General features: G+C 63.9%; 13 protein-coding genes. 8 read left to right on the top strand and 5 right to left on the bottom strand.

What is annotated here, in order from left to right; genetic code table 11:
- Window positions 1–3: 3 nt before the first annotated feature.
- The 3 genes from KUL25_RS13970 to KUL25_RS13960 all read left to right on the top strand — a co-directional run bounded on the left by KUL25_RS13970 (window position 4) and on the right by KUL25_RS13960 (window position 3,193).
- Entirely contained in the window at window positions 4–1,173 is a 1,170-nt protein-coding gene (locus KUL25_RS13970; RefSeq protein ID WP_257893496.1) for a cation:proton antiporter, read from the top strand.
- 78 nt (window positions 1,174–1,251) lie between these two features.
- On the top strand, window positions 1,252–1,758 hold the full coding sequence (locus KUL25_RS13965) for a hydrolase (protein ID WP_257893495.1): 507 nt from the start codon (window positions 1,252–1,254) through the stop codon (window positions 1,756–1,758).
- A gap of 40 nt (window positions 1,759–1,798) precedes the next feature.
- A complete protein-coding gene (locus KUL25_RS13960) occupies window positions 1,799–3,193 on the top strand; it encodes a preATP grasp domain-containing protein (protein WP_257893494.1) in 1,395 nt (464 codons plus the stop codon).
- Here KUL25_RS13960 and KUL25_RS13955 read toward each other — a convergent pair.
- The 5 genes from KUL25_RS13955 to KUL25_RS13935 form a co-directional block, all read right to left on the bottom strand.
- Window positions 3,190–3,435 carry an acyl carrier protein gene (locus KUL25_RS13955; RefSeq protein ID WP_257893493.1) on the bottom strand — a complete coding sequence of 82 codons (246 nt, stop codon included), beginning with the start codon at window positions 3,433–3,435 and terminating at the stop codon, window positions 3,190–3,192. The genes KUL25_RS13960 and KUL25_RS13955 overlap by 4 nt on opposite strands.
- The gene (locus tag KUL25_RS13950) at window positions 3,432–4,697 is read right to left on the bottom strand and encodes a dihydrolipoamide acetyltransferase family protein (protein ID WP_257893492.1); all 1,266 of its coding nucleotides are present in this window, start codon (window positions 4,695–4,697) and stop codon (window positions 3,432–3,434) included. Before KUL25_RS13950 ends, KUL25_RS13955 begins: the two co-directional genes overlap by 4 nt.
- A gap of 1 nt (window position 4,698) precedes the next feature.
- A complete protein-coding gene (gene pdhA, locus KUL25_RS13945) occupies window positions 4,699–6,693 on the bottom strand; it encodes a pyruvate dehydrogenase (acetyl-transferring) E1 component subunit alpha (protein WP_257893491.1) in 1,995 nt (664 codons plus the stop codon).
- Window positions 6,690–8,381, bottom strand: a complete 1,692-nt coding sequence (acsA, locus tag KUL25_RS13940) for an acetate--CoA ligase (RefSeq protein ID WP_257893490.1) — start codon at window positions 8,379–8,381, stop codon at window positions 6,690–6,692. Before acsA ends, pdhA begins: the two co-directional genes overlap by 4 nt.
- Before the next feature lie 74 nt (window positions 8,382–8,455).
- Entirely contained in the window at window positions 8,456–9,298 is an 843-nt protein-coding gene (locus KUL25_RS13935; RefSeq protein WP_257893489.1) for a class II glutamine amidotransferase, read from the bottom strand.
- A gap of 216 nt (window positions 9,299–9,514) precedes the next feature.
- Here KUL25_RS13935 and KUL25_RS13930 point away from each other — a divergent pair, with 216 nt between their 5' ends.
- The 5 genes from KUL25_RS13930 (at window position 9,515) to KUL25_RS13910 (ending at window position 17,757) form a co-directional block, all read left to right on the top strand.
- Window positions 9,515–10,537, top strand: a complete 1,023-nt coding sequence (locus KUL25_RS13930) for a BMP family lipoprotein (protein WP_257893488.1) — start codon at window positions 9,515–9,517, stop codon at window positions 10,535–10,537.
- A gap of 37 nt (window positions 10,538–10,574) precedes the next feature.
- Window positions 10,575–12,083, top strand: coding sequence for an ABC transporter ATP-binding protein (locus tag KUL25_RS13925; RefSeq protein ID WP_257893487.1), 1,509 nt, complete (start codon window positions 10,575–10,577; stop codon window positions 12,081–12,083).
- Window positions 12,080–13,219 carry an ABC transporter permease gene (locus KUL25_RS13920; RefSeq protein ID WP_257893486.1) on the top strand — a complete coding sequence of 380 codons (1,140 nt, stop codon included), beginning with the start codon at window positions 12,080–12,082 and terminating at the stop codon, window positions 13,217–13,219. The genes KUL25_RS13925 and KUL25_RS13920 overlap by 4 nt, the downstream gene beginning before the upstream one ends.
- Window positions 13,216–14,475 (top strand): ABC transporter permease, encoded by a 1,260-nt coding sequence (locus KUL25_RS13915; protein WP_257893485.1) that lies wholly within the window; start codon window positions 13,216–13,218, stop codon window positions 14,473–14,475. Before KUL25_RS13920 ends, KUL25_RS13915 begins: the two co-directional genes overlap by 4 nt.
- A 75-nt stretch (window positions 14,476–14,550) precedes the next feature.
- Complete coding sequence (locus KUL25_RS13910) at window positions 14,551–17,757, top strand: reductive dehalogenase (protein WP_257893484.1); 3,207 nt, start codon at window positions 14,551–14,553, stop codon at window positions 17,755–17,757.
- Window positions 17,758–17,785 lie beyond the last annotated feature (28 nt).

Here is a 17,785-nt window from a genome sequence, read left to right as displayed (position 1 = left end):
GGAATGGACCCTGCCCCCCTGATGATCACGGTCGGCGTGCTGTTTCTGGCAGCGCTGGCGCTGGATACCCTCGGCCGGATCGTGCATGTGCCGCGCGTCACGCTGCTGATCCTTCTGGGGGGGGGCCTTGGCCCGCCTGGCCTGGACGTGCTGCCGGACATCCTGACCAACGGCGACGAGTCCTTTGCGGCGATGGCCCTGACGATGGTCGCCTTCCTGCTTGGCGGCTCTTTGGAACGCAGCGCCCTTGCGGCCCACGGGCGAGAGATCCTGGCGATCTCGCTAAGCGTGGTCGCTGTGTCGGCACTGCTGGTGGGGGCGACGCTGATCCTGATCGGAACGCCTGTGGTCGTCGCCCTTGCGTTGGCCGGGATATCGGCGGCGACCGCACCGGCGGCCACGCGCGATGTCGTTCGGCAATCTGGTCGCAAGGGGCGCTTCGCGACCAATTTGCTGGGCATCGTGGCGATTGACGACGCCTGGGGGCTTCTGGCGTTCAGCCTGCTGCTGACACTCGCGGGCTTCGCGGCGGGCGGGGAAGGGGGCGCCGACGCCATTCGCCACGGCCTGTGGGAGGCGGGCGGCGGCTTGTTGCTGGGGGCGGCCATTGGCCTGCCGGCAGCCTATCTGACAGGACGCCTGAAACGGGGTGAGCCGTCGCTTCTGGAAGCCCTTGGCATTGTTCTGATCTGCGCGGGCTCTGCGTTGTACCTTGAGGTGTCGTACCTTCTGGCGGGCATGGCCGCCGGGGCGATCGTGGTCAACCTGGCCAAGCACCACCGCTACCCGTTTCACGAGATCGAGCGGATCGAATGGCCGTTCGTCCTGTTGTTCTTCATCATGGCCGGGGCGCTTCTGGATTTCGACCTGCTGGCGGGGTTCGGCTGGATCGGCGTGGTCTACGTCGTGGCCCGCCTTCTGGCGCGGCTGATCGGCGGGTGGCTGGGCGCGTGCCTGTCGGGCCTGGACGGGCGCGAAGGGCTGCTGACGGGGCTGGCGATGGCCCCACAGGCGGGTGTGGCTATCGGCATGGCGCTTGTGACGGCGGACAGGTTTCCAGAACACAGCGCACAGATCATCGCGATCACGATCGCCACCACCATCGTTTTCGAGCTGATCGGCCCCCTTCTGACGCAGTACGCCTTGGCGCGCGGATCAGACGAGGCGTCGTAGATTCGGGTATTGAGGCACATCAATCTGAGCGTGCGGGGTTGCTCCACACTCAAGGCACCCCAGCCTGCGAGGTGCGTGATGAAAATCAATGCTGTTCCGAAATACGACGCAAGCGTCAACGAGACCGGATGTTGTGCGAAGTTCAATCCCGTGGGGTGGGACGACCGCATCCTTCATTTCAGGGATAAGCCCTTTGTCCGCGCGACAACGAAAAGCGCGATGCATGTGCCCTTGAACATGGGCCGCGTCTTTGGCCGTGTGCTAGGCCGTATCGAGGATGCGAATGCAATGAAAGACGAAGAGGTTCTGGTGCTAAGCCGCGAACTTGGCCCTTGGGAGGCCGAGCATTACTTCGCTGTCACCAAGGACGTGGCGGGCGAGGAAATGACAACACTTTCCGGAGATTTCCTGACCCGTGTTTTCGAGGGCTCCTACGCCAAGGCCGCGGATTGGGGACATGAGATGGAGGTCGCGGCCCGCGCCCACGGCAAGACGCCAGGCCGGGTCTTCATGTATTACACGACGTGCCCACGGTGCGCGAACGTCTACGGAGAGAACTACGTGGTCGGCATGGTCGAGATCTGACCCGGCCCTTTTTCGCGGCAACCAGAGGGGGGCAAGGGCCTTGCACAAGCTTCGCGCCATCGCAGAGGCCCTGCGCGCCGACGAGCCCGCGCTTGTCAGTTCACTCGATTTCGGCCCTTTCGTGACCCAGGGCTGTGGCTCTGGGCCTGCCGTCATTATCGGGGATGCGTCCGAGATCAGCCTTTTCAACGCAACCTCCGGCGGTGGGTTGGAATACCGAATGAGCCTTCTGGCCCATGGGGGCGATATCGTCGTCGTGCGCCAGCGTGACCATGACTTTGAGGATTATCTGACCTCGCAACCGGGCATGGCCGACGTGACATTCCTTGAGATCGGGCGGTCGCGGCAGACCTCCATCGCCCACCTCGCGCGAATGACGCCATGGGTGATCGATCGTCTGGTCCGAATGGCCATCATGCATGGTGGCCTGACGCTGAAGGCGTACATCACGACGGGACACATCTGGCGCTTGGCGCAACAGATTGGCGAGGTCGCGCAGACCCCGATCCACGTGTGCGGCCCGTCACCTCGCCTTGCCCAGAGAGCAAATGACAAGCTTTGGTTTGCGGATCTTGTTCACCGGGTCGTCGGGCCTGCTGCCACGCCGCCGACGTTTTTCTCTTACGGGCCTGCCGCAACGGCGGCGCTTGTGGCGCAGATCTCCAGGACGGCTGAGCGGCTTGTTGTGAAGGTTCCCGACAGCGCCGGATCGGCAGGCAACATCGGCCTGCGCCGCGCGGATATCGAGGGCCGGTCGCTCAGTGATGTGCGTGGCTTTCTTCTCGACCGCCTTCGCGGCTGCGGATGGGCGGACACGTATCCGGTGCTTGTGGGGGTCTGGGACGCCGACGTGGTGTGCAGCCCCTCTGCTCAACTCTGGATCCCCGATATCTCGGACGGGCCTCCGGTTTGCGACGGTTTGTTCGAACAATCCGTGGTGGGGGTGGAGGGGAGGTTCGTGGGTGCGACGCGGTCATCCTTGCCAGAATCCACGCAAGCAGCACTTGCCGATCAGGCCGTGCGACTGGCGGGCATCCTGCAAGACATCGGCTATTTCGGGCGATGCAGTCTTGATGCGGTCATTCAGCGGCGTGGGTCGGGGCCGGATGTGATCCACTGGATCGAGTGCAACGGCCGCTGGGGCGGCGTGTCGACCCCGCTGACGGCCTTGCGCAGCCGGTGGGGCACCGTTCCGGATGGCTTGGTAATCACACAGGCAAACCTGCCAGATGTCCATTTGACAACGGCCGAGGTTTTGGGCCGTCTTGAGGGCCTCTTGCCCGCGCCGGGCGAGCCCGGAATGATGCTGACCGCCCCGCCCCGAGCGTCCAGCGGCACCTTGTTCAGCGCATGCGCGGTGGCCGGGTCCGATGACGCAGCCCAAGCCTTGATTGCGGAGGCGCTGGCGCGGCTGCGAGGCGCGGGACCCGCCTAACCCATCCGTTCGGTCAGGAAGGGAACCGCGTCCCCCAAGGTGGCGATCCTTGGGTAGTCGGCCTCTGCGATGTCGACGCCAAGGCGGGTATGGATCGCCGTCACGAGGGTCAGGAAATCCATCGAGTCCAACTCCAGATCATCTTGTAGATGATCATCATCGGCGACGGAATCAGGGTCGATGTCAGGGGCGACGCTGACAAGTTCTTCAAGAAAGGCGGCGCGGATCTCAGTGGGGGTCATAGCTCCTCCGGGGTTTGCAGATGGCTCTCGAACGCGGCGATGAAACGGGATGCCTGCCGTCCGTCATTTGCCCGGTGGTCAACCGAAAGCGTCATTTGAACAACGGATCGTGGCTGCACCGTGCCTTCGATGATCCAGGGGCGCGTTTTCGGGGACCCAAGGCCTACAAGGGCCACTTGCGGTGGAAAGATCACGCCCGACATCGCCTCTGCCCCGTTGTCGCCAAGGCTGGAGAGGGTGATCGTGCCTGCCGTCATCTCACGCCCGCGAAGCCGCCCGGTTCGCGCGCGGCTGACAAGATCGCGCATCGCCGCCATCGTCTTATCCAGGTCCAATGTGTCCGCCTGCATCAAGGCCGGCGCGACAAGCCCGCCGCCACGCAGGGCAATGGCCAGTCCCACATTGATCTCGGTCGAGGGGGTGAAGGTGTTGTCGACATAGTGACCGTTCAGCGTCGGGCAGTCCCTGGCCGCCAATGCCGTCGCGCGCACCAAAAGCGCCCCAAGCAGCAAGCGGTCACTGGGGGGGCGGTCTTTGTTCAGCTGCGCCAGGTGGTCCTGCGCGGCCTGCATGTCGAACGTTTGGGATAGGTAGAAATGCGGGATCGTCTGCTTTGACCGGACCATCGCGGCGGCAATCGCCTTGCGCATTTCGGCTTTGGGATCCTTTTCGGGCGGGGCCAGTGCTTGTTGCACATCACTTGCCGGTTGGGTCCGCTCCACATCGGCGAGGACAATCACCCCATCTGGCCCGGTGCCCCTGATACCACGCAAGTCAATGCCAAGCTCGCGCGCCCGCGTCCGCGCGGCGGGGGAGGCGCGGATATCTTCAGCAGGCGGAGGCGAGGGGGGATCGAGAGGCGACAACCGATTTTCCTCGGGGGGAAGCTCTGGCGTTTCAAGCGGCTCTTCATCGGGAAGCTCCACGGGGCTTTCGCCCGGCACATCCGGTGCGGGGGTGGGGGGCTGCAAGGGCGGCGGGCTTGCCGGAACCTCTGGCGGAGTGGGGTCAGGCACGTCGGGCGCGTCCCCAGTGCCGATAATGGCCAATGGCGCGCCCACGGGGACGGCCTTTCCAACATCGATAAGAAATTCAGAGACCACGCCGTCTTCAAAGCACTCGATCTCTATGGCGCCCTTTTGGGTCTCGATCACCGCAATCACGTCACCGCGCGCGATGGTGTCGCCCTTGGCCACTGTCCATTCCACAAGCGTTCCCTCCTCCATGTCGGCCCCCAGCGATGGCATTGCGAAAACACCCATTTCAGCGCCCCATCATGGCTTTGACCGACGCGACGATCCGGGTGACATCTGGGATCGCGGCGTCTTCCAGGTGTTTGGGGTAGGGGATCGGTACCTCTTCCGCGCAAACCCGACCCACGGGCGCATCGATCGACCACAGGGCCTGCTCCATGATCCGGGCGGAGATCTCGGCCGATATCCCGCCGGACCGCCAGCCTTCATCGACAACCACCGCGCGTCGGGTCTTGCGAACCGATGCGAGGATCGTGGCGTCGTCCAGCGGCCGCAGGCTGCGCAGGTCGATGACTTCGGCCGAGATGCCGTCTGCCGCCAGCTGGTCCGCCGCCTCCAGCGTCTTGAACAGTGATCCGCCATAGGTGATCAGGCTCAGATCGCTGCCCTCGCGCCGTATGGCGGCGCGGCTGATATCGACGGGTCCCGCGGCCTCGTCGATCTGCCCCGAACGGTTGTAAAGCATCACGTTCTCGAAGATCAGCACGGGATCGGGGTCTTCCAGGGCCGTCCACAGCATGCCGCGCGCGTCTTCCAGCGTGGCCGGGGTCAGCACCTTCAGGCCCGGGATGTGGGCGTACCACCCCTCCAGGCTATGGGAATGCTGCGCGGCCAACTGCTTGCCCGCCCCGGTCGCCATGCGGATCACCAGCGGCACGCCGAACTGCCCGCCGGACATGTGACGCAGGGTTGCGGCGGTGTTCATGATCTGATCAAGCGCCAGAAGTGAGAAGTTGACCGTCATCAACTCCACTATAGGGCGCATGCCCGCCACGGCGGCCCCGATGCCCGCGCCGGTGAAACCGGACTCCGCCAAGGGCGTGTCGCGAATGCGACCTTCCCCGAATTCCGCCATCAGCCCCTTGGACACGGCGTAGCAGCCGCCATAGGCGCCGACATCCTCGCCCATCAGAAACACGCGATCGTCGCGGATCATGGCGTCGCGGATCGCCTGTTTGACGGCCTCGCGGTAGGTCATCTCGATCATATTGCCGGATGATGTGGGCAGCGTGGGCGGGTCTGGCTGCGGTCCCAACACATGGGCCGTGAGGGTTTCGACCGGCTCCCATGTGCCGGCCTCAGCGAAGGCGACTGCCTCGGCGATCTCGGCGTCGGCCTCGGCTTCCAAGGCCTCGATTTCTTCTACGTGGATCAGGTTGTTGTCCGTAAGCCAGGTCTGGAACCGCACGATCGGCCCCTTCCTGCGCCAGACCGCGACCTCGGCCTTGTCGCGATAGAGTTGGGCGTCGAACATCGAATGTGGACGGAAGCGATAAGTCAGGCACTCCAACAACATCGGTGCACCGGTATCACGCATGCGGGCCACGGCTTGGCGGGTGGCGGCTTCCACAGCCACGACATCCATGCCATCCACCTGCCGCGCTTCAACCCCGTAGGCGGCGGCCTTCTGCGCGACATTGACCTGCGCCTCGGTCCGGTCCAGCGCCGAGCCCATGGCGTATCCGTTGTTTTCGCACACGAACAGCACCGGAAGCTTCCACAACTGTGCAAGGTTCATCGCCTCGTGGAATTCGCCCTCCGCCACGGCGCCTTCGCCGAAGAAGCATACGGTGACGCTGTCGTTTCCCTTCATGCGATCCGCCAAGGCCCGCCCCGTTGCCAACGGCAGCCCCCCGCCGACAATCGCATTGCCGCCAAGGAAGTTCCTGTCTGCATCGAACAGATGCATGGACCCGCCGCGCCCGCCCGAGCATCCCTCGGCCTTGCCATACATCTCGGCCATGATCGTCGTCATCGGCACACCGCGCACAAGCGCGTGGCCGTGTTCGCGGTAGGTCGCCACGACGGCATCGTCGGGTCTCAGCACCGGGATGACGCCCACGGCCACGGCTTCTTCGCCATCATAAAGGTGCAGGAAACCGCGGATCTTTTGTTGTGTGTAAAGCTCGGCGCATTTGTCTTCGAAGCGGCGGATGCGGATCATGTCGCGGAGCAGCGCACGCACATGATCTTTGTCGAGGCGGGGTTTGAGGGAAGCGTTCATGTCTCATCCGTCTCCAATGTGGAAATGTCACCTTCCGGCAGGCCCAGTTCGCGGGCCTTCAGAAGGCGGCGCATGATCTTGCCCGAGCGGGTCTTGGGAAGGGTCGTGCGAAACACGATCTCACGCGGGGCGACGGCGGGGCCGAGCTTCTTGCGGGCGTGTCCCCGGATCTCACGCTCCAGCGCGCGCGAGGAGCCAAAACCCGGGTTCAGCGTCACATAGGCCTTCACGACCTCGCCCGCTGTCTCATCCGGCAGGCCGATCACGCCCGCTTCAGCCACGGCCTCGTGTTCGATCAACGCGCTTTCGACCTCGAACGGACCGATCAGATGGCCGGATGTCTTGATCAGGTCATCGGCGCGGCCGACGAACCAGAAATATCCCTCGGCATCGCGCATCGCCAGATCGCCGGACAGATACCGCCCATCGACGAAGCATTTGTCGTACCGAGCTTGCTCATGCAGGTACGTGCGCATCATGGAGGGCCACCCGGGGCGCAGAGCCAGTTCGCCGATCTCGCCGTCAGGTAACTCGCGCAAGCCCGCGTCCGTGCGGTCCACGATCCCGGCAGTGATGCCGGGCAGGGGTTTGCCCATAGAGCCGGGCTTGACCGTTTCACCGGGGCAATTGGCGATCATGATGCCGCCGGTTTCCGTTTGCCACCAATTGTCGTGGAAGGGCTGGCCGAAGACCTGCTCGCTCCAGATCACGGCTTCGGGGTTCAGGGGCTCGCCCACGCTGGCCAGAAACCGCAGGGCGGAAAAGTCGAAGGGCTTGGCGGCTTCTGCGCCCGCGCGCATCATCATGCGGATCGCGGTAGGGGCAGAGTACCAGACCTGCACCGCTTCACGTTCCACGATGCCGTACCACCGCTCCAGATCGAACTCCGCCTCATCCACGATCATTGTCACGCGGTTCACCAGGGGCGCGATGATCCCGTAGGACGTGCCGGTCACCCAGCCGGGATCGGCGGTGCACCAGTAGATTGTGCCAGGGTTCAGATCCAGCGCGTGGCGGCCCGAAAACGCGTGATACGCCACCGCGCCGTGGACGTGCACGGCCCCTTTCGGCTTGCCCGTGGTGCCGGACGTGAAGTGGATCAATGCGGGGTCTTCGGGGGCTGTCTTGGCGACGGTGAATTCGGGCGCGGCGGCGGCCATCGCAGGCGCAAGCGCAACGCAGCCATCGGGGGCCTCATCACCAAGAATGAGAACCAGCTTGAGCGAGGGCAGATCGTCCCGCCAGGGCGCAATCTTGCGGTTGTAGATCGACGCCGTCGTCACAAGCACCTTCGCATCGCCGATTTCCATCCGCGTTCGGATCGGTTCAGGACCGAAGGCCGAGAACAAGGGGGTGAAGACCGCACCGGCTTTCAAAGCGCCCAAGGCCGTTGCGTAAAGCTCAGGCACGCGGCCCATCAGGGCGAACAGGCTGTCGCCGGGGGCGCATCCATGAGATGTCAGCACGTTCGCAAACCGAGACGCCATCGCGGAGAGATCCGAATAGGAAATCTCTTGCCGGGTGTCGTCCTTTCCCAGCCAGATCATGGCAATTTCCGTGCCGTGACCGTCTTCAACGTGCCGATCAAGCGCCTCATAGGCGATGTTGAGGGTGCCGTCCTCGCCGAACGTCCGCCCGGAGGGATCGGTGAACTGTCCAACTCTGTCGCGCGTCATCGTGTCGGTCATGGTGGCCCTCCCTTGGGAAAAGCGTGCCAGAGCGCGGTGGGGTGGAATTGACTTCAATCAATCCGATTGCGCGCTCACGACCGCAGGGCCGCGGCGGCATGTGTGCCCATGGGGCGAATGTCGAGGCTGAAATCATCGGTCGTCTGGAAGACGGACGCATTGGGAATGTTGATCCACGTCTCATCTTGCGTCACCGGTTCCGAGGCAATCTCGACCGCGCGGTAATCGATGGTGGGTTCGTGCTTCACATGGGTCTGGCCGCAGACCAGACAGACATGCAGGTGATCGCGCCGCAGGTGCACGAGAGAGCGGTTGAGCCGAGAGCCGACCATCCTTTCTCCATCGGTGAGCACGGTGTTCAGCCCGATGGTCTTTGTCGGGTCGACCTCTCGGCACCATCCGACAATCTGGTCGAGGCCCCGGCGCACGGTTTCCAGAAGGCCAACTTCGGGATGACGCAGAAAAAGGCTCAGCAGGTAGCGGAAGACATGCTCGCTGTCGGTCTCGCCCTGTATCTCGGACCGGTGCAGCGGGTCCATGTGTTCCAGGAACGTCATCCGAAGGGCTTCGAAATTCGGCACGGTGCCGTTGTGCGCGAAGATCCATCGACCGTGATGGAAGGGGTGCGTGTTCTCAAGGCTCGTCTTCCCCACGGTGGCGCGGCGCACGTGGGCCACGGCAGTGCGGGCGTAGACCCGCGCGGCGGCCTTCTGGAAGTGTTCTCCATGGAAGGCGGCCCACGTCTGCTTTTCGACAATCGGCACGCCATCGGGATAGTCGGCGACGCCCCAGCCATGGCCATGCATCATCCCGGTCAAATCGCCCGCACTTTGCGCCATCAAGGCGTTCTGGGCGTTGACCAGGCCGCATTCGACGCGGGTCGGCTCGTTGGCATGCATGGCGTAAAGGCGGCACATTTCGCGGACTCTTTGTCATGGGATTGTACGTCGGATTGGGCGCAATCCTTGCGCCTCTCTTCCAGCCAACGAATTGACGCGGATCAATCGGGGCGTCGAATCGTGACGCCATACTCGGCCATGACACCGCCTGAGCGGCACGAACCGTGTGCCTGCCGAGGGCGACGTGCGAGCGGCAGCCGGAACGGCTTGCCACCATCAACGGAGGATCCTGATATGACGATACAAGGGGCAATCAAAGCGGCACTCCTGCCACTTGCGGTGTGCTTGGCCGCACCCGTCAGTGCGTTCACCGCCTGCCAGATCACGGACACCGGCGGCATTGACGACAACAGCTTCAACCAGACCGCGTGGCGAGGCGTGCTGGAGGCGCAGACCGCCATGGGCATCGATGCACGTTTCCTCGAGTCACAGGCCGAGACGGATTACGAGGCCAACATCACCTCGCTGCTGGGCGGGGAATGTGACATCATCTTCACCATCGGCTTCCTTCTGGGCGACGCCACACAAGAGGCCGCTGCCGCCAACCCCGATCAGCTGTTTTCTATCGTCGACTTCGCCTATGACCCGCCGCTCGATAACGTGCTGGGGCAGGTCTACGCGACGGACGAGGCCGCCTTCATGGCAGGCTACCTGGCCGCAGGAATGACCGAGACGGGCATCGTGGGCACCTTTGGCGGCATCAACATCCCGCCCGTCACGATCTTCATGGATGGGTTCGCCTACGGCATCGATTACTACAATGCGCAACACGGCACCGATGTGACCCTGCTGGGATGGTCCCCGGATACCCGTGAGGGGCTGTTCACCAATAATTTCGAATCCCTCGATGACGGGCGTGCCTTTGCCCAAAACCTTTATGATGAGGGGGCAGACATCATTCTTCCCGTCGCGGGCCCCGTGGGCCTTGGCTCGGCGGCGCTGGCCAATGAACTTGGCGTGGAAGAGCTGATGATCATCGGAGTGGACGCCGATCTATATGAGACCGACCCCGAACGCGGGCATGTCTACTTGACGTCCATCGTCAAGCGCATGGATGCGACCGTCTTTCAGGTGATCGAACGGGTCATGGCCGGTTCGTTCGAAGGCGGCGTGATCGTCGGCACCCTGGCCAATGGCGGCGTCGATCTTGCGTCTTTCCATGACTTCGAGGGCACCGTGCCCGAGGATCTGGTGGCCGAACTCACGGCACTGCGCGCAGGCATCATCGACGGCACCGTCGCGGTGGGGCCGAACTGAACTGAACTGAACGGGCGGCGGGCGAAGGGACACGGACATGGACGTTGAACTGAAAGGCATCACCAAGCGCTTCGGCCCGGTGATCGCCAATGAGGACGTGTCCCTGAGCATCCGCGCAGGCGAGGTCCTTGGCCTGCTGGGCGAAAACGGCGCGGGAAAATCGACCCTGATGAACGTGCTGTGCGGCCTCTACCGCCCCGATGAGGGAGAGATACTGATCGATGGCGTTGCGTCAAAGTTTGACGGTCCCCGTGATGCCATCGAAGCGGGGATCGGCATGGTGCATCAGCACTTCATGCTGGTCCCCATCTTTACCGTTGCCGAAAATGTCGTGCTGGGGGTAGAGCCCGTTGGCCGCCTTGATCACCTTGATCTGGAGACGGCCAGCGCGAAGGTCCGCGACATCGGGGAAAGCTACGGCCTGGCCGTCGATCCCGATGCATTGATCGAAAGCCTGCCGGTTGGCGTTCAGCAGCGCGTCGAAATCATCAAGGTGCTGTTCCGCTCGGCCGATGTCCTGATCCTTGATGAACCCACCGCCGTCCTGACCCCGCAAGAGGTGGAGGAGTTTTTCGGCATCGTCCGCTCTCTGCGCGACGCGGGCAAGGCGATTGTTTTCATCACCCACAAGCTGAATGAAATCCTCGACATTGCGGACCGGATCAGCGTTCTGCGCGCCGGTCGCATCGTGGGCGAGGCGGATCCGAAAACCGCGACAAAGGCAGATCTGGCCGAGTTGATGGTAGGGCGCCCCGTGCATTTCGAGGTCGAGCGGACAGAATTCACCCCCGGCGATCCGATGCTGGAGGTCAAAGATCTTACCGTGTTGCGTGATGAGGCCGTGGCCGTCGATAACGTCAGCCTCACGGTGCGCGCCGGCGAGGTCGTGGGCATCGCGGGCGTGCAGGGCAATGGGCAGTCTGCGCTGATCGAGGCGATTACCGGGCTGATGTCGGTCGCGCAGGGAAGTATCCATTTTCTGGGGCAGGACATCACCCATGCCTCTGTTCGTGCGCGGCACGCAATGGGGCTGGCCCATATCCCCGAAGATCGCCAGCGCATGGGGCTGATCCCTGATTTCACCGTGGCCGAGAACATGGTTCTCGACAGCTATTATGACGCCCGCTACGCCAAGGGCCCACAAGTGCAATGGGGCGTCGTGAACGAGTGGGCCGCCACGGCGGCTGCGCAGTTCGATGTCCGCACGTCGTCCATTTTCGCGGATGCTGGGCATCTGTCAGGCGGCAACCAGCAAAAACTGATCGTGGCCCGCGAGTTGTCCCGAGATACCCGTGCCGTGATCGCGGCACAGCCCACGCGGGGGCTGGATGTGGGGTCTATCGAATATATCCACGCCCGCCTGATGGCCGCGCGCGCCGAGGGGGACGCCGTGCTGATCATGTCGTCCGAGCTCGATGAAATCCTGGCGCTGTCGGACCGCATTGTCGTGATGTTCAAGGGCCGCATCGTGGCCGAGTTCGACGCAACGACCCACCGCCCCGAGAAGGCCGAAATCGGCTTGGCCATGGCCGGAGTAGTAGCATGAGTGTGAATGAAGCCCTCGACACCGCCCGCGACAAGCTGTTGGAGCGCGCCGCGCCGGGGCGTGTTCAGTTCGAAGACCTGGTGATCGTGCCTCTCTTCGCGGTGGTGGCCGCGCTTATGATCGGCGCGCTGGTCATGCTGGCGACGGGCGTCGATCTGGCCACGATCGGGCGGTCCTATGTGGCGCTGGTCGTGGGCTCTGTCGGATCGGTCGCGGCACTCTCGGAAACCTTGGTGGCCGCCGTGCCGCTGGTGCTGGCCGCGCTGGGCCTTGCGATCGGCTTTCGCACCGGCCTGTTCAATATCGGGGCAGAGGGGCAGATCCTGATGGGGGGGCTGGCCGCTGTCATTTTCGGCTTCACCTTCGCCAACCTTCCCTTCGTTCTTCTGATGCCTCTTTCACTGCTGGCTGGCGCCGTGACGGGCGCTTTCTATGCCGGGATCGCGGGCTGGCTGAGGGCGGCAACGGGTGCCCATGAGGTGATTTCCACCATCATGCTCAACCTCATTTCCTACCGCTTGCTGGACTATATGCTGAGCCTTGATTGGGTGCAGCGCGAAGGCCGCGCTGATCCGGTTTCGCGCTCTGTGCCGGACGCGGCGGAACTGCCGAAACTGCTGGAGTGGCTCGACCCGAACCTGCGCGTTCATGCAGGCGTGTTCCTGATGCTTCTGGCCGTGGCGCTGGTCTATTGGCTGATGTTTCGTACCAAGCTGGGGTTCGAGTTTCGCGCCAGCGGCGCCAGCCCGGACGCGGCTCGGTATGCCGGAATTCGCGCCTCGCTGATCATCGTTGTGGCCATGGCCACGGCGGGGGCGCTTGCGGGCCTTGCTGGGGCCAATCAGACGTTGGGTGTTCTGGGCCGTGCGACGCCGGGCTTCTCTGCGGGCATCGGTTTCGATGCCATCGCGGTGGCGCTGATGGGCCGGTCCCACCCGGTTGGCGTGCTGTTTGCGGGGCTGCTGTTCGGCGGGCTGGAGGCAGGCGGGCGGCAAATGCAGGTCGATGCGGGGGTCAGCATTGACCTGATCGGCATCATCCAGGCCCTGATCATCGTGTTCATCGCCGCGCCCCTTCTGGTTTGCGCCATCTTCCCATGGGGTTTCCGAAGTGATCCGAAAGGAGGCGCGCAATGAGCGTTGCTGAAACCTCTCCGACCCGCGCCGTCGATCTGGCCGCCAAGCGCCGGACGCGCATCGTCGGGGCGATTCTCATCCTGCTTGGCGCATTTCTCGTGCTGGTGTTTGGCGATGCTCCGGGCGATGCAACCTTCCGCCTGTCGCGCCCCCGCGACACCTGGGTGCTGCCCGACCTGATCGTGCCTGCGCAGCCGTTCATCTACATCGCGGCGGCGCTTACGGCGTTTTTGGGTGCGCGGCAGTTCCTGCGCGGCGGCGGACGCTGGACGACGCTGTCGCTTGGCCTGGGTCTTGGATTGGCGGTCATGGCGTTCCTGGTTTGGGCAACGGCAGAAAACGCCTTCTCCCTGACGGGCATGCTGCAAGCCACGATGGTCCGCGCGGTGCCGATTGCCTTGGGTGGCTTGGCCGCCGTGATGTGCGAGCGCGTGGCGGTGGTGAATATCGCGGTCGAGGGCATGCTTCTGGCGGGCGCCTTCACCGGGGCCTTGATGGGATCGGTGATCGGAGGCTGGGGCGGGTTGTTGTCGGCCGTCGTCGTCGGCGGCTTCTTCGGTTTCATCCTTGCCGCGCTTGTCGTGACCTATCGAATGGACCAGATCATTGCGGGCGTCGTGATCAACCTCTTCGTGCTGGGGCTGACAAGCTATGTGTCCAGCCAGGTCTTTGCCGACATGCGTCACCTCAACAACGCGCCGGTGTTCCGGTCCATCAAGATCCCGATCCTGGGCGACATCCCGGTCATCGGCCCGATGCTGTTCAACCAGAACCTCTTCGTCTACGGCGCGCTGATCATGGTCGCCGTTTCGACCTACTACCTGTTTCACACCCGCAGCGGCCTGCGTGCCCGTGCCGTGGGCGAGCATCCGCGCGCTGCCGACACCCTTGGCATAGACGTCTACTGGACGCGCTATGTTCACGTCACCATCGGCGGCATGATCGCGGGTTTCGGGGGCGCGTGGTTCACGCTTGGCTCTGTCGGGCGGTTCGATGAAAACATGACGGGCGGGCGCGGCTACATCGGCCTTGCTGCGATGATCTTCGGGCGCTGGCACCCGGTGGGCGCCCTGATGGCGGCGCTGGTGTTCGGTTTCACGGATTCGCTGCAACAGAAGCTGGCGCTTCTCAACACGCCCATCCCGTCCGAATTCCTGGCAATGGCACCCTACATCGCGACGATTATCGTCGTCGCGGGCCTTGTTGGCCGTGCCCGGGCGCCTGCCGCCGATGGCAAGCCCTATGTGAAGGAATAACGCCGCCCGGCGCGGCTTGTGATCCGGGGTGTCGCGCGGCTACTGTCCGCCCAGACCGTTCACAAGGGCTACCCCATGACGCGCTTTTTTTCGGACAAGTCCCGGCCCGTCCATATGGGGCACTATCCAACCGAGCGTTTGGCGCGCACCGCGCAGGCGCCGGACCTGACCCATGTGCCCACTGCAACACCCCTGTCTTTCGACCGACCTGAGGCACCCCATTCGATCCTCAACGCCATGCGCGAGCATCAGGCCATGCTTGACGCGATCCGCGATGGTCTTGTGAACCGCGCCGTGGCCGAGGCACCCACGGACCCGCAGGACCGTGCCGATCACCTGAAGGCGTTCGGGTATTTCCAAGATGCCGCGCTGGTCGGCGTCTGTCGCCTTCCGGGCGCCGCCCTGTTGGACAGGCCCCACGCGAACCCCGATGTCGAACGGCTGGCCCATGACCTGAAGACACGGCAGACCAAGACTCTGGCGGCGGGCATCGACATGATCATGTCGGACCTTAAGGAAAGCATGGAGGCCCCGCCCTCGGGCATCGGCGGTCATACCCATGCGCTGGTATTCTTGTATGAGAACCCTCGCGTGCCCGACGCGGTCGAGCCCGGCACTGCTTGGATTAAGGACGCGGCAGCCCACCGCGCTGGCCTATTGGCGGCAGAGGCGGCCGTCGTTCTGGCGAACTACCTGAGGGTTCTGGGGCACGATGCGCGCGGCCATACGGTTTCCAGCGCCGATGTGGACCTGAACAAACTGGCCGTCGCCGCCGGGCTTGCCACGGTGGAGGGCGGCGCGCTGCACCATCCCTACATCGGCACGCGCTTCGGCCTTTCCGCCGTGACGACGACGTTCGAGGTCGCGCCAGATCTGCCTCTGGTCCCGCTGGACCAACAGCCGAAATCAGCCTTCGGGCTGGGTTGGAAGCTGGGGACAGCCTCGGCGAAGAACGCGCTGAACGCCGAGCCCTTCGCCAAGCGGCGCTTCGTCGACGGCGCCCATCCGTTCGAGACGCTTACCCGTGTCGACACCCCCACCACCTACATCGACGAGGCCCACGTCGCCCGCGTGCCCAAGCGCACCGACATGTTCGCCCGCGCCCAATTCGGTGACATGGGCAAGAAAATGCAGGAGGGCGCGAAGGGCGGGCATTACGTGCGCAAGGCTGCGCCATCCTCGGCCCAACGCCGCGCCTTGGGCGCGTTCGTCTTGTTGCAGGACGGAGAGGCCGCGCCCGAACAGACGCAGATCGATCCACAAGAAGCGGCGGATCTTGTTAAGGCCACCAGTTACTGGCTTGGCGCCGATGCCGTGGGCATTTCACGCTGTCCCGATTGGACGTGGTACAGCCATGACGCTCGCGGCGAACCCATCGACCCGCCCCATGACCAAGCCATCAACATGATCATCGATCAGGGCTATGAGACGATGGAGGGCAGCAGCGGCGACGACTGGATCGCCGTGGCCCAAAGCATGCGCGCCTACCTGAGGTTCTCGTTGATCGGGGGCATCATCGCCAAACAGATCCGCAACCTCGGCTACAAGGCCAAGGCTCACACCGTGATGGACGGCGAGGTTCTGCAACCACCGCTTCTGCTTCTGTCGGGCCTTGGTGAGGTTTCCCGGATCGGAGAGGTCATCTTGAACCCTTTCCTCGGGCCGCGCCTGAAATCGGGCACCGTGACCACGGACCTGCCAATGGCCCATGACAAACCCATCGACTTCGGTCTGCAACGGTTCTGCGAGGCGTGCAACAAATGCGCCCGCGAATGCCCCTCGGGCGCAATCACCGCCGGGCCGAAACTGATGTTCAACGGCTACGAGATCTGGAAATCCGACAGCCAGAAATGCGCCACCTACCGTGTCACCACACCCGGCGGTGCGATGTGTGGCCGCTGCATGAAGACCTGTCCGTGGAACCTGGAAGGCCTGTTCAAGGACAAACCGTTCCGCTGGGCGGCGATGAAGGTGCCAGCGCTCGCGCCCGCCTTGGCGAAGCTGGATGACGTTATGGAAAACGGGACGCTCAACCCGATCAAGAAGTGGTGGTGGGATCTGGAGGTTTGCGACGACGGTGCTTACCGCCCGACACAGCAGCCTGTTAACGCGCGGTCGCTGCAAAAGGACCTTGATCTGCGGTACGAGGACCAGACCCTCGCCGTCTATCCCGCGCCGCTGGCCCCCCATCCCTATCCCTATCCCTTCCCCATGGACCGCGAGGCCGGCATCGCCGCCTATCAGGCGATGATCACGGCTGAGGAATACAAATCCCTGCTGGAACGCGACGAGACAGGGCATCTGCACGTCTACACCGCAGCGGGCGAGAGCCCGGTGATCCAGGTCGAAATCACCCGCGCGGATGTCAGCGCGCAGGGGATCAGCGTCTACGAATTCCAGCCCGTCGGTGGCGGCGAGCTGCCCGAATGGCAGGCGGGCGCGCATCTGGATATCGTCGTGGCGCCCGAGTTCCTGCGCCAATACTCCATGTCCGGCGACCCGGCGGACCGCTCAAAATACCAGATCGCGGTCCTGCGAGAAGACGCGGGGCGTGGCGGCTCCATGTTGTTGCAGCGGATCTTCAACAAGGGGCGGCGGATCTTCATTTCGCGCCCGATCAACCACTTCCCGCTGGATGCCACCGCCACCCATAGCCTGTTGATGGGCGGCGGCATCGGCATCACGCCGATGGTGGCCATGGCCCACGAATTGCACGCCCAGGGCCGCAACTTCACCATGCATTACTCCGGCCGCTCGCGCGCCACGATGGGGCTTTTGGACGAAATCGCCAGCTTCCCCTGGGCCGACCGCGTTTGTCTGCACATCACCGATGAGGGCACGCGCGCCGATGTGGCGGAGATCATGGCGGGTTACCGCGCGGGCTGGCACGTCTACACCTGCGGCGCGGACCGCTACATGGCCGCCGTGATGGAGGCCGCCGAGGCTGCGGGCTTCCCGGAGGATGCGCGCCACCTGGAGTATTTCTCGGTCCCCGAGGTGCCAGACTACGTGAACGACCCGTTCATCTTGAAGCTGGTGAAATCGGGCAAGACGCTGCACGTGCCCGCCGACAAATCCGCCACCGATGTGTTGGCCGAGAACGGCATCCATGTGGATGTGAAATGCTCGGACGGGATCTGTGGCGTGTGCAAATGCACGCTGGTCTCGGGCGATGTCGAGCATCGGGATTTCGTGCTGTCCAAGGCGCAGCGGGAAACCGGCGTGATCCTTTGCCAAAGCCGCGCGGCAGCGGCGGGCGGGGTGATCGAGGTGGATCTTTAGATGGACGGGCGTCGGTTGATTGCGTAAG

Source organism: Gymnodinialimonas phycosphaerae, from assembly GCF_019195455.1.
Lineage (GTDB): Bacteria > Pseudomonadota > Alphaproteobacteria > Rhodobacterales > Rhodobacteraceae > Gymnodinialimonas > Gymnodinialimonas phycosphaerae.
Note: the sequence above shows the minus strand (reverse complement) of the source record. Positions and strands in the feature narration are given on the sequence as shown.

What these genes read in the sequence shown, in the direction of transcription:
- KUL25_RS13970 (WP_257893496.1), top strand. Translation starts at nt 4, where the DNA reads ATGGACCCTGCCCCCCTGATGATCACGGTCGGCGTGCTGTTTCTGGCA.
- KUL25_RS13965 (WP_257893495.1), top strand. Translation starts at nt 1,252, where the DNA reads ATGAAAATCAATGCTGTTCCGAAATACGACGCAAGCGTCAACGAGACC.
- KUL25_RS13955 (WP_257893493.1), bottom strand. Translation starts at nt 3,435, where the DNA reads ATGACCCCCACTGAGATCCGCGCCGCCTTTCTTGAAGAACTTGTCAGC.
- KUL25_RS13950 (WP_257893492.1), bottom strand. Translation starts at nt 4,697, where the DNA reads ATGGGTGTTTTCGCAATGCCATCGCTGGGGGCCGACATGGAGGAGGGA.
- pdhA (WP_257893491.1), bottom strand. Translation starts at nt 6,693, where the DNA reads ATGAACGCTTCCCTCAAACCCCGCCTCGACAAAGATCATGTGCGTGCG.
- acsA (WP_257893490.1), bottom strand. Translation starts at nt 8,381, where the DNA reads ATGACCGACACGATGACGCGCGACAGAGTTGGACAGTTCACCGATCCC.
- KUL25_RS13935 (WP_257893489.1), bottom strand. Translation starts at nt 9,298, where the DNA reads ATGTGCCGCCTTTACGCCATGCATGCCAACGAGCCGACCCGCGTCGAA.
- KUL25_RS13930 (WP_257893488.1), top strand. Translation starts at nt 9,515, where the DNA reads ATGACGATACAAGGGGCAATCAAAGCGGCACTCCTGCCACTTGCGGTG.
- KUL25_RS13925 (WP_257893487.1), top strand. Translation starts at nt 10,575, where the DNA reads ATGGACGTTGAACTGAAAGGCATCACCAAGCGCTTCGGCCCGGTGATC.
- KUL25_RS13920 (WP_257893486.1), top strand. Translation starts at nt 12,080, where the DNA reads ATGAGTGTGAATGAAGCCCTCGACACCGCCCGCGACAAGCTGTTGGAG.
- KUL25_RS13915 (WP_257893485.1), top strand. Translation starts at nt 13,216, where the DNA reads ATGAGCGTTGCTGAAACCTCTCCGACCCGCGCCGTCGATCTGGCCGCC.
- KUL25_RS13910 (WP_257893484.1), top strand. Translation starts at nt 14,551, where the DNA reads ATGACGCGCTTTTTTTCGGACAAGTCCCGGCCCGTCCATATGGGGCAC.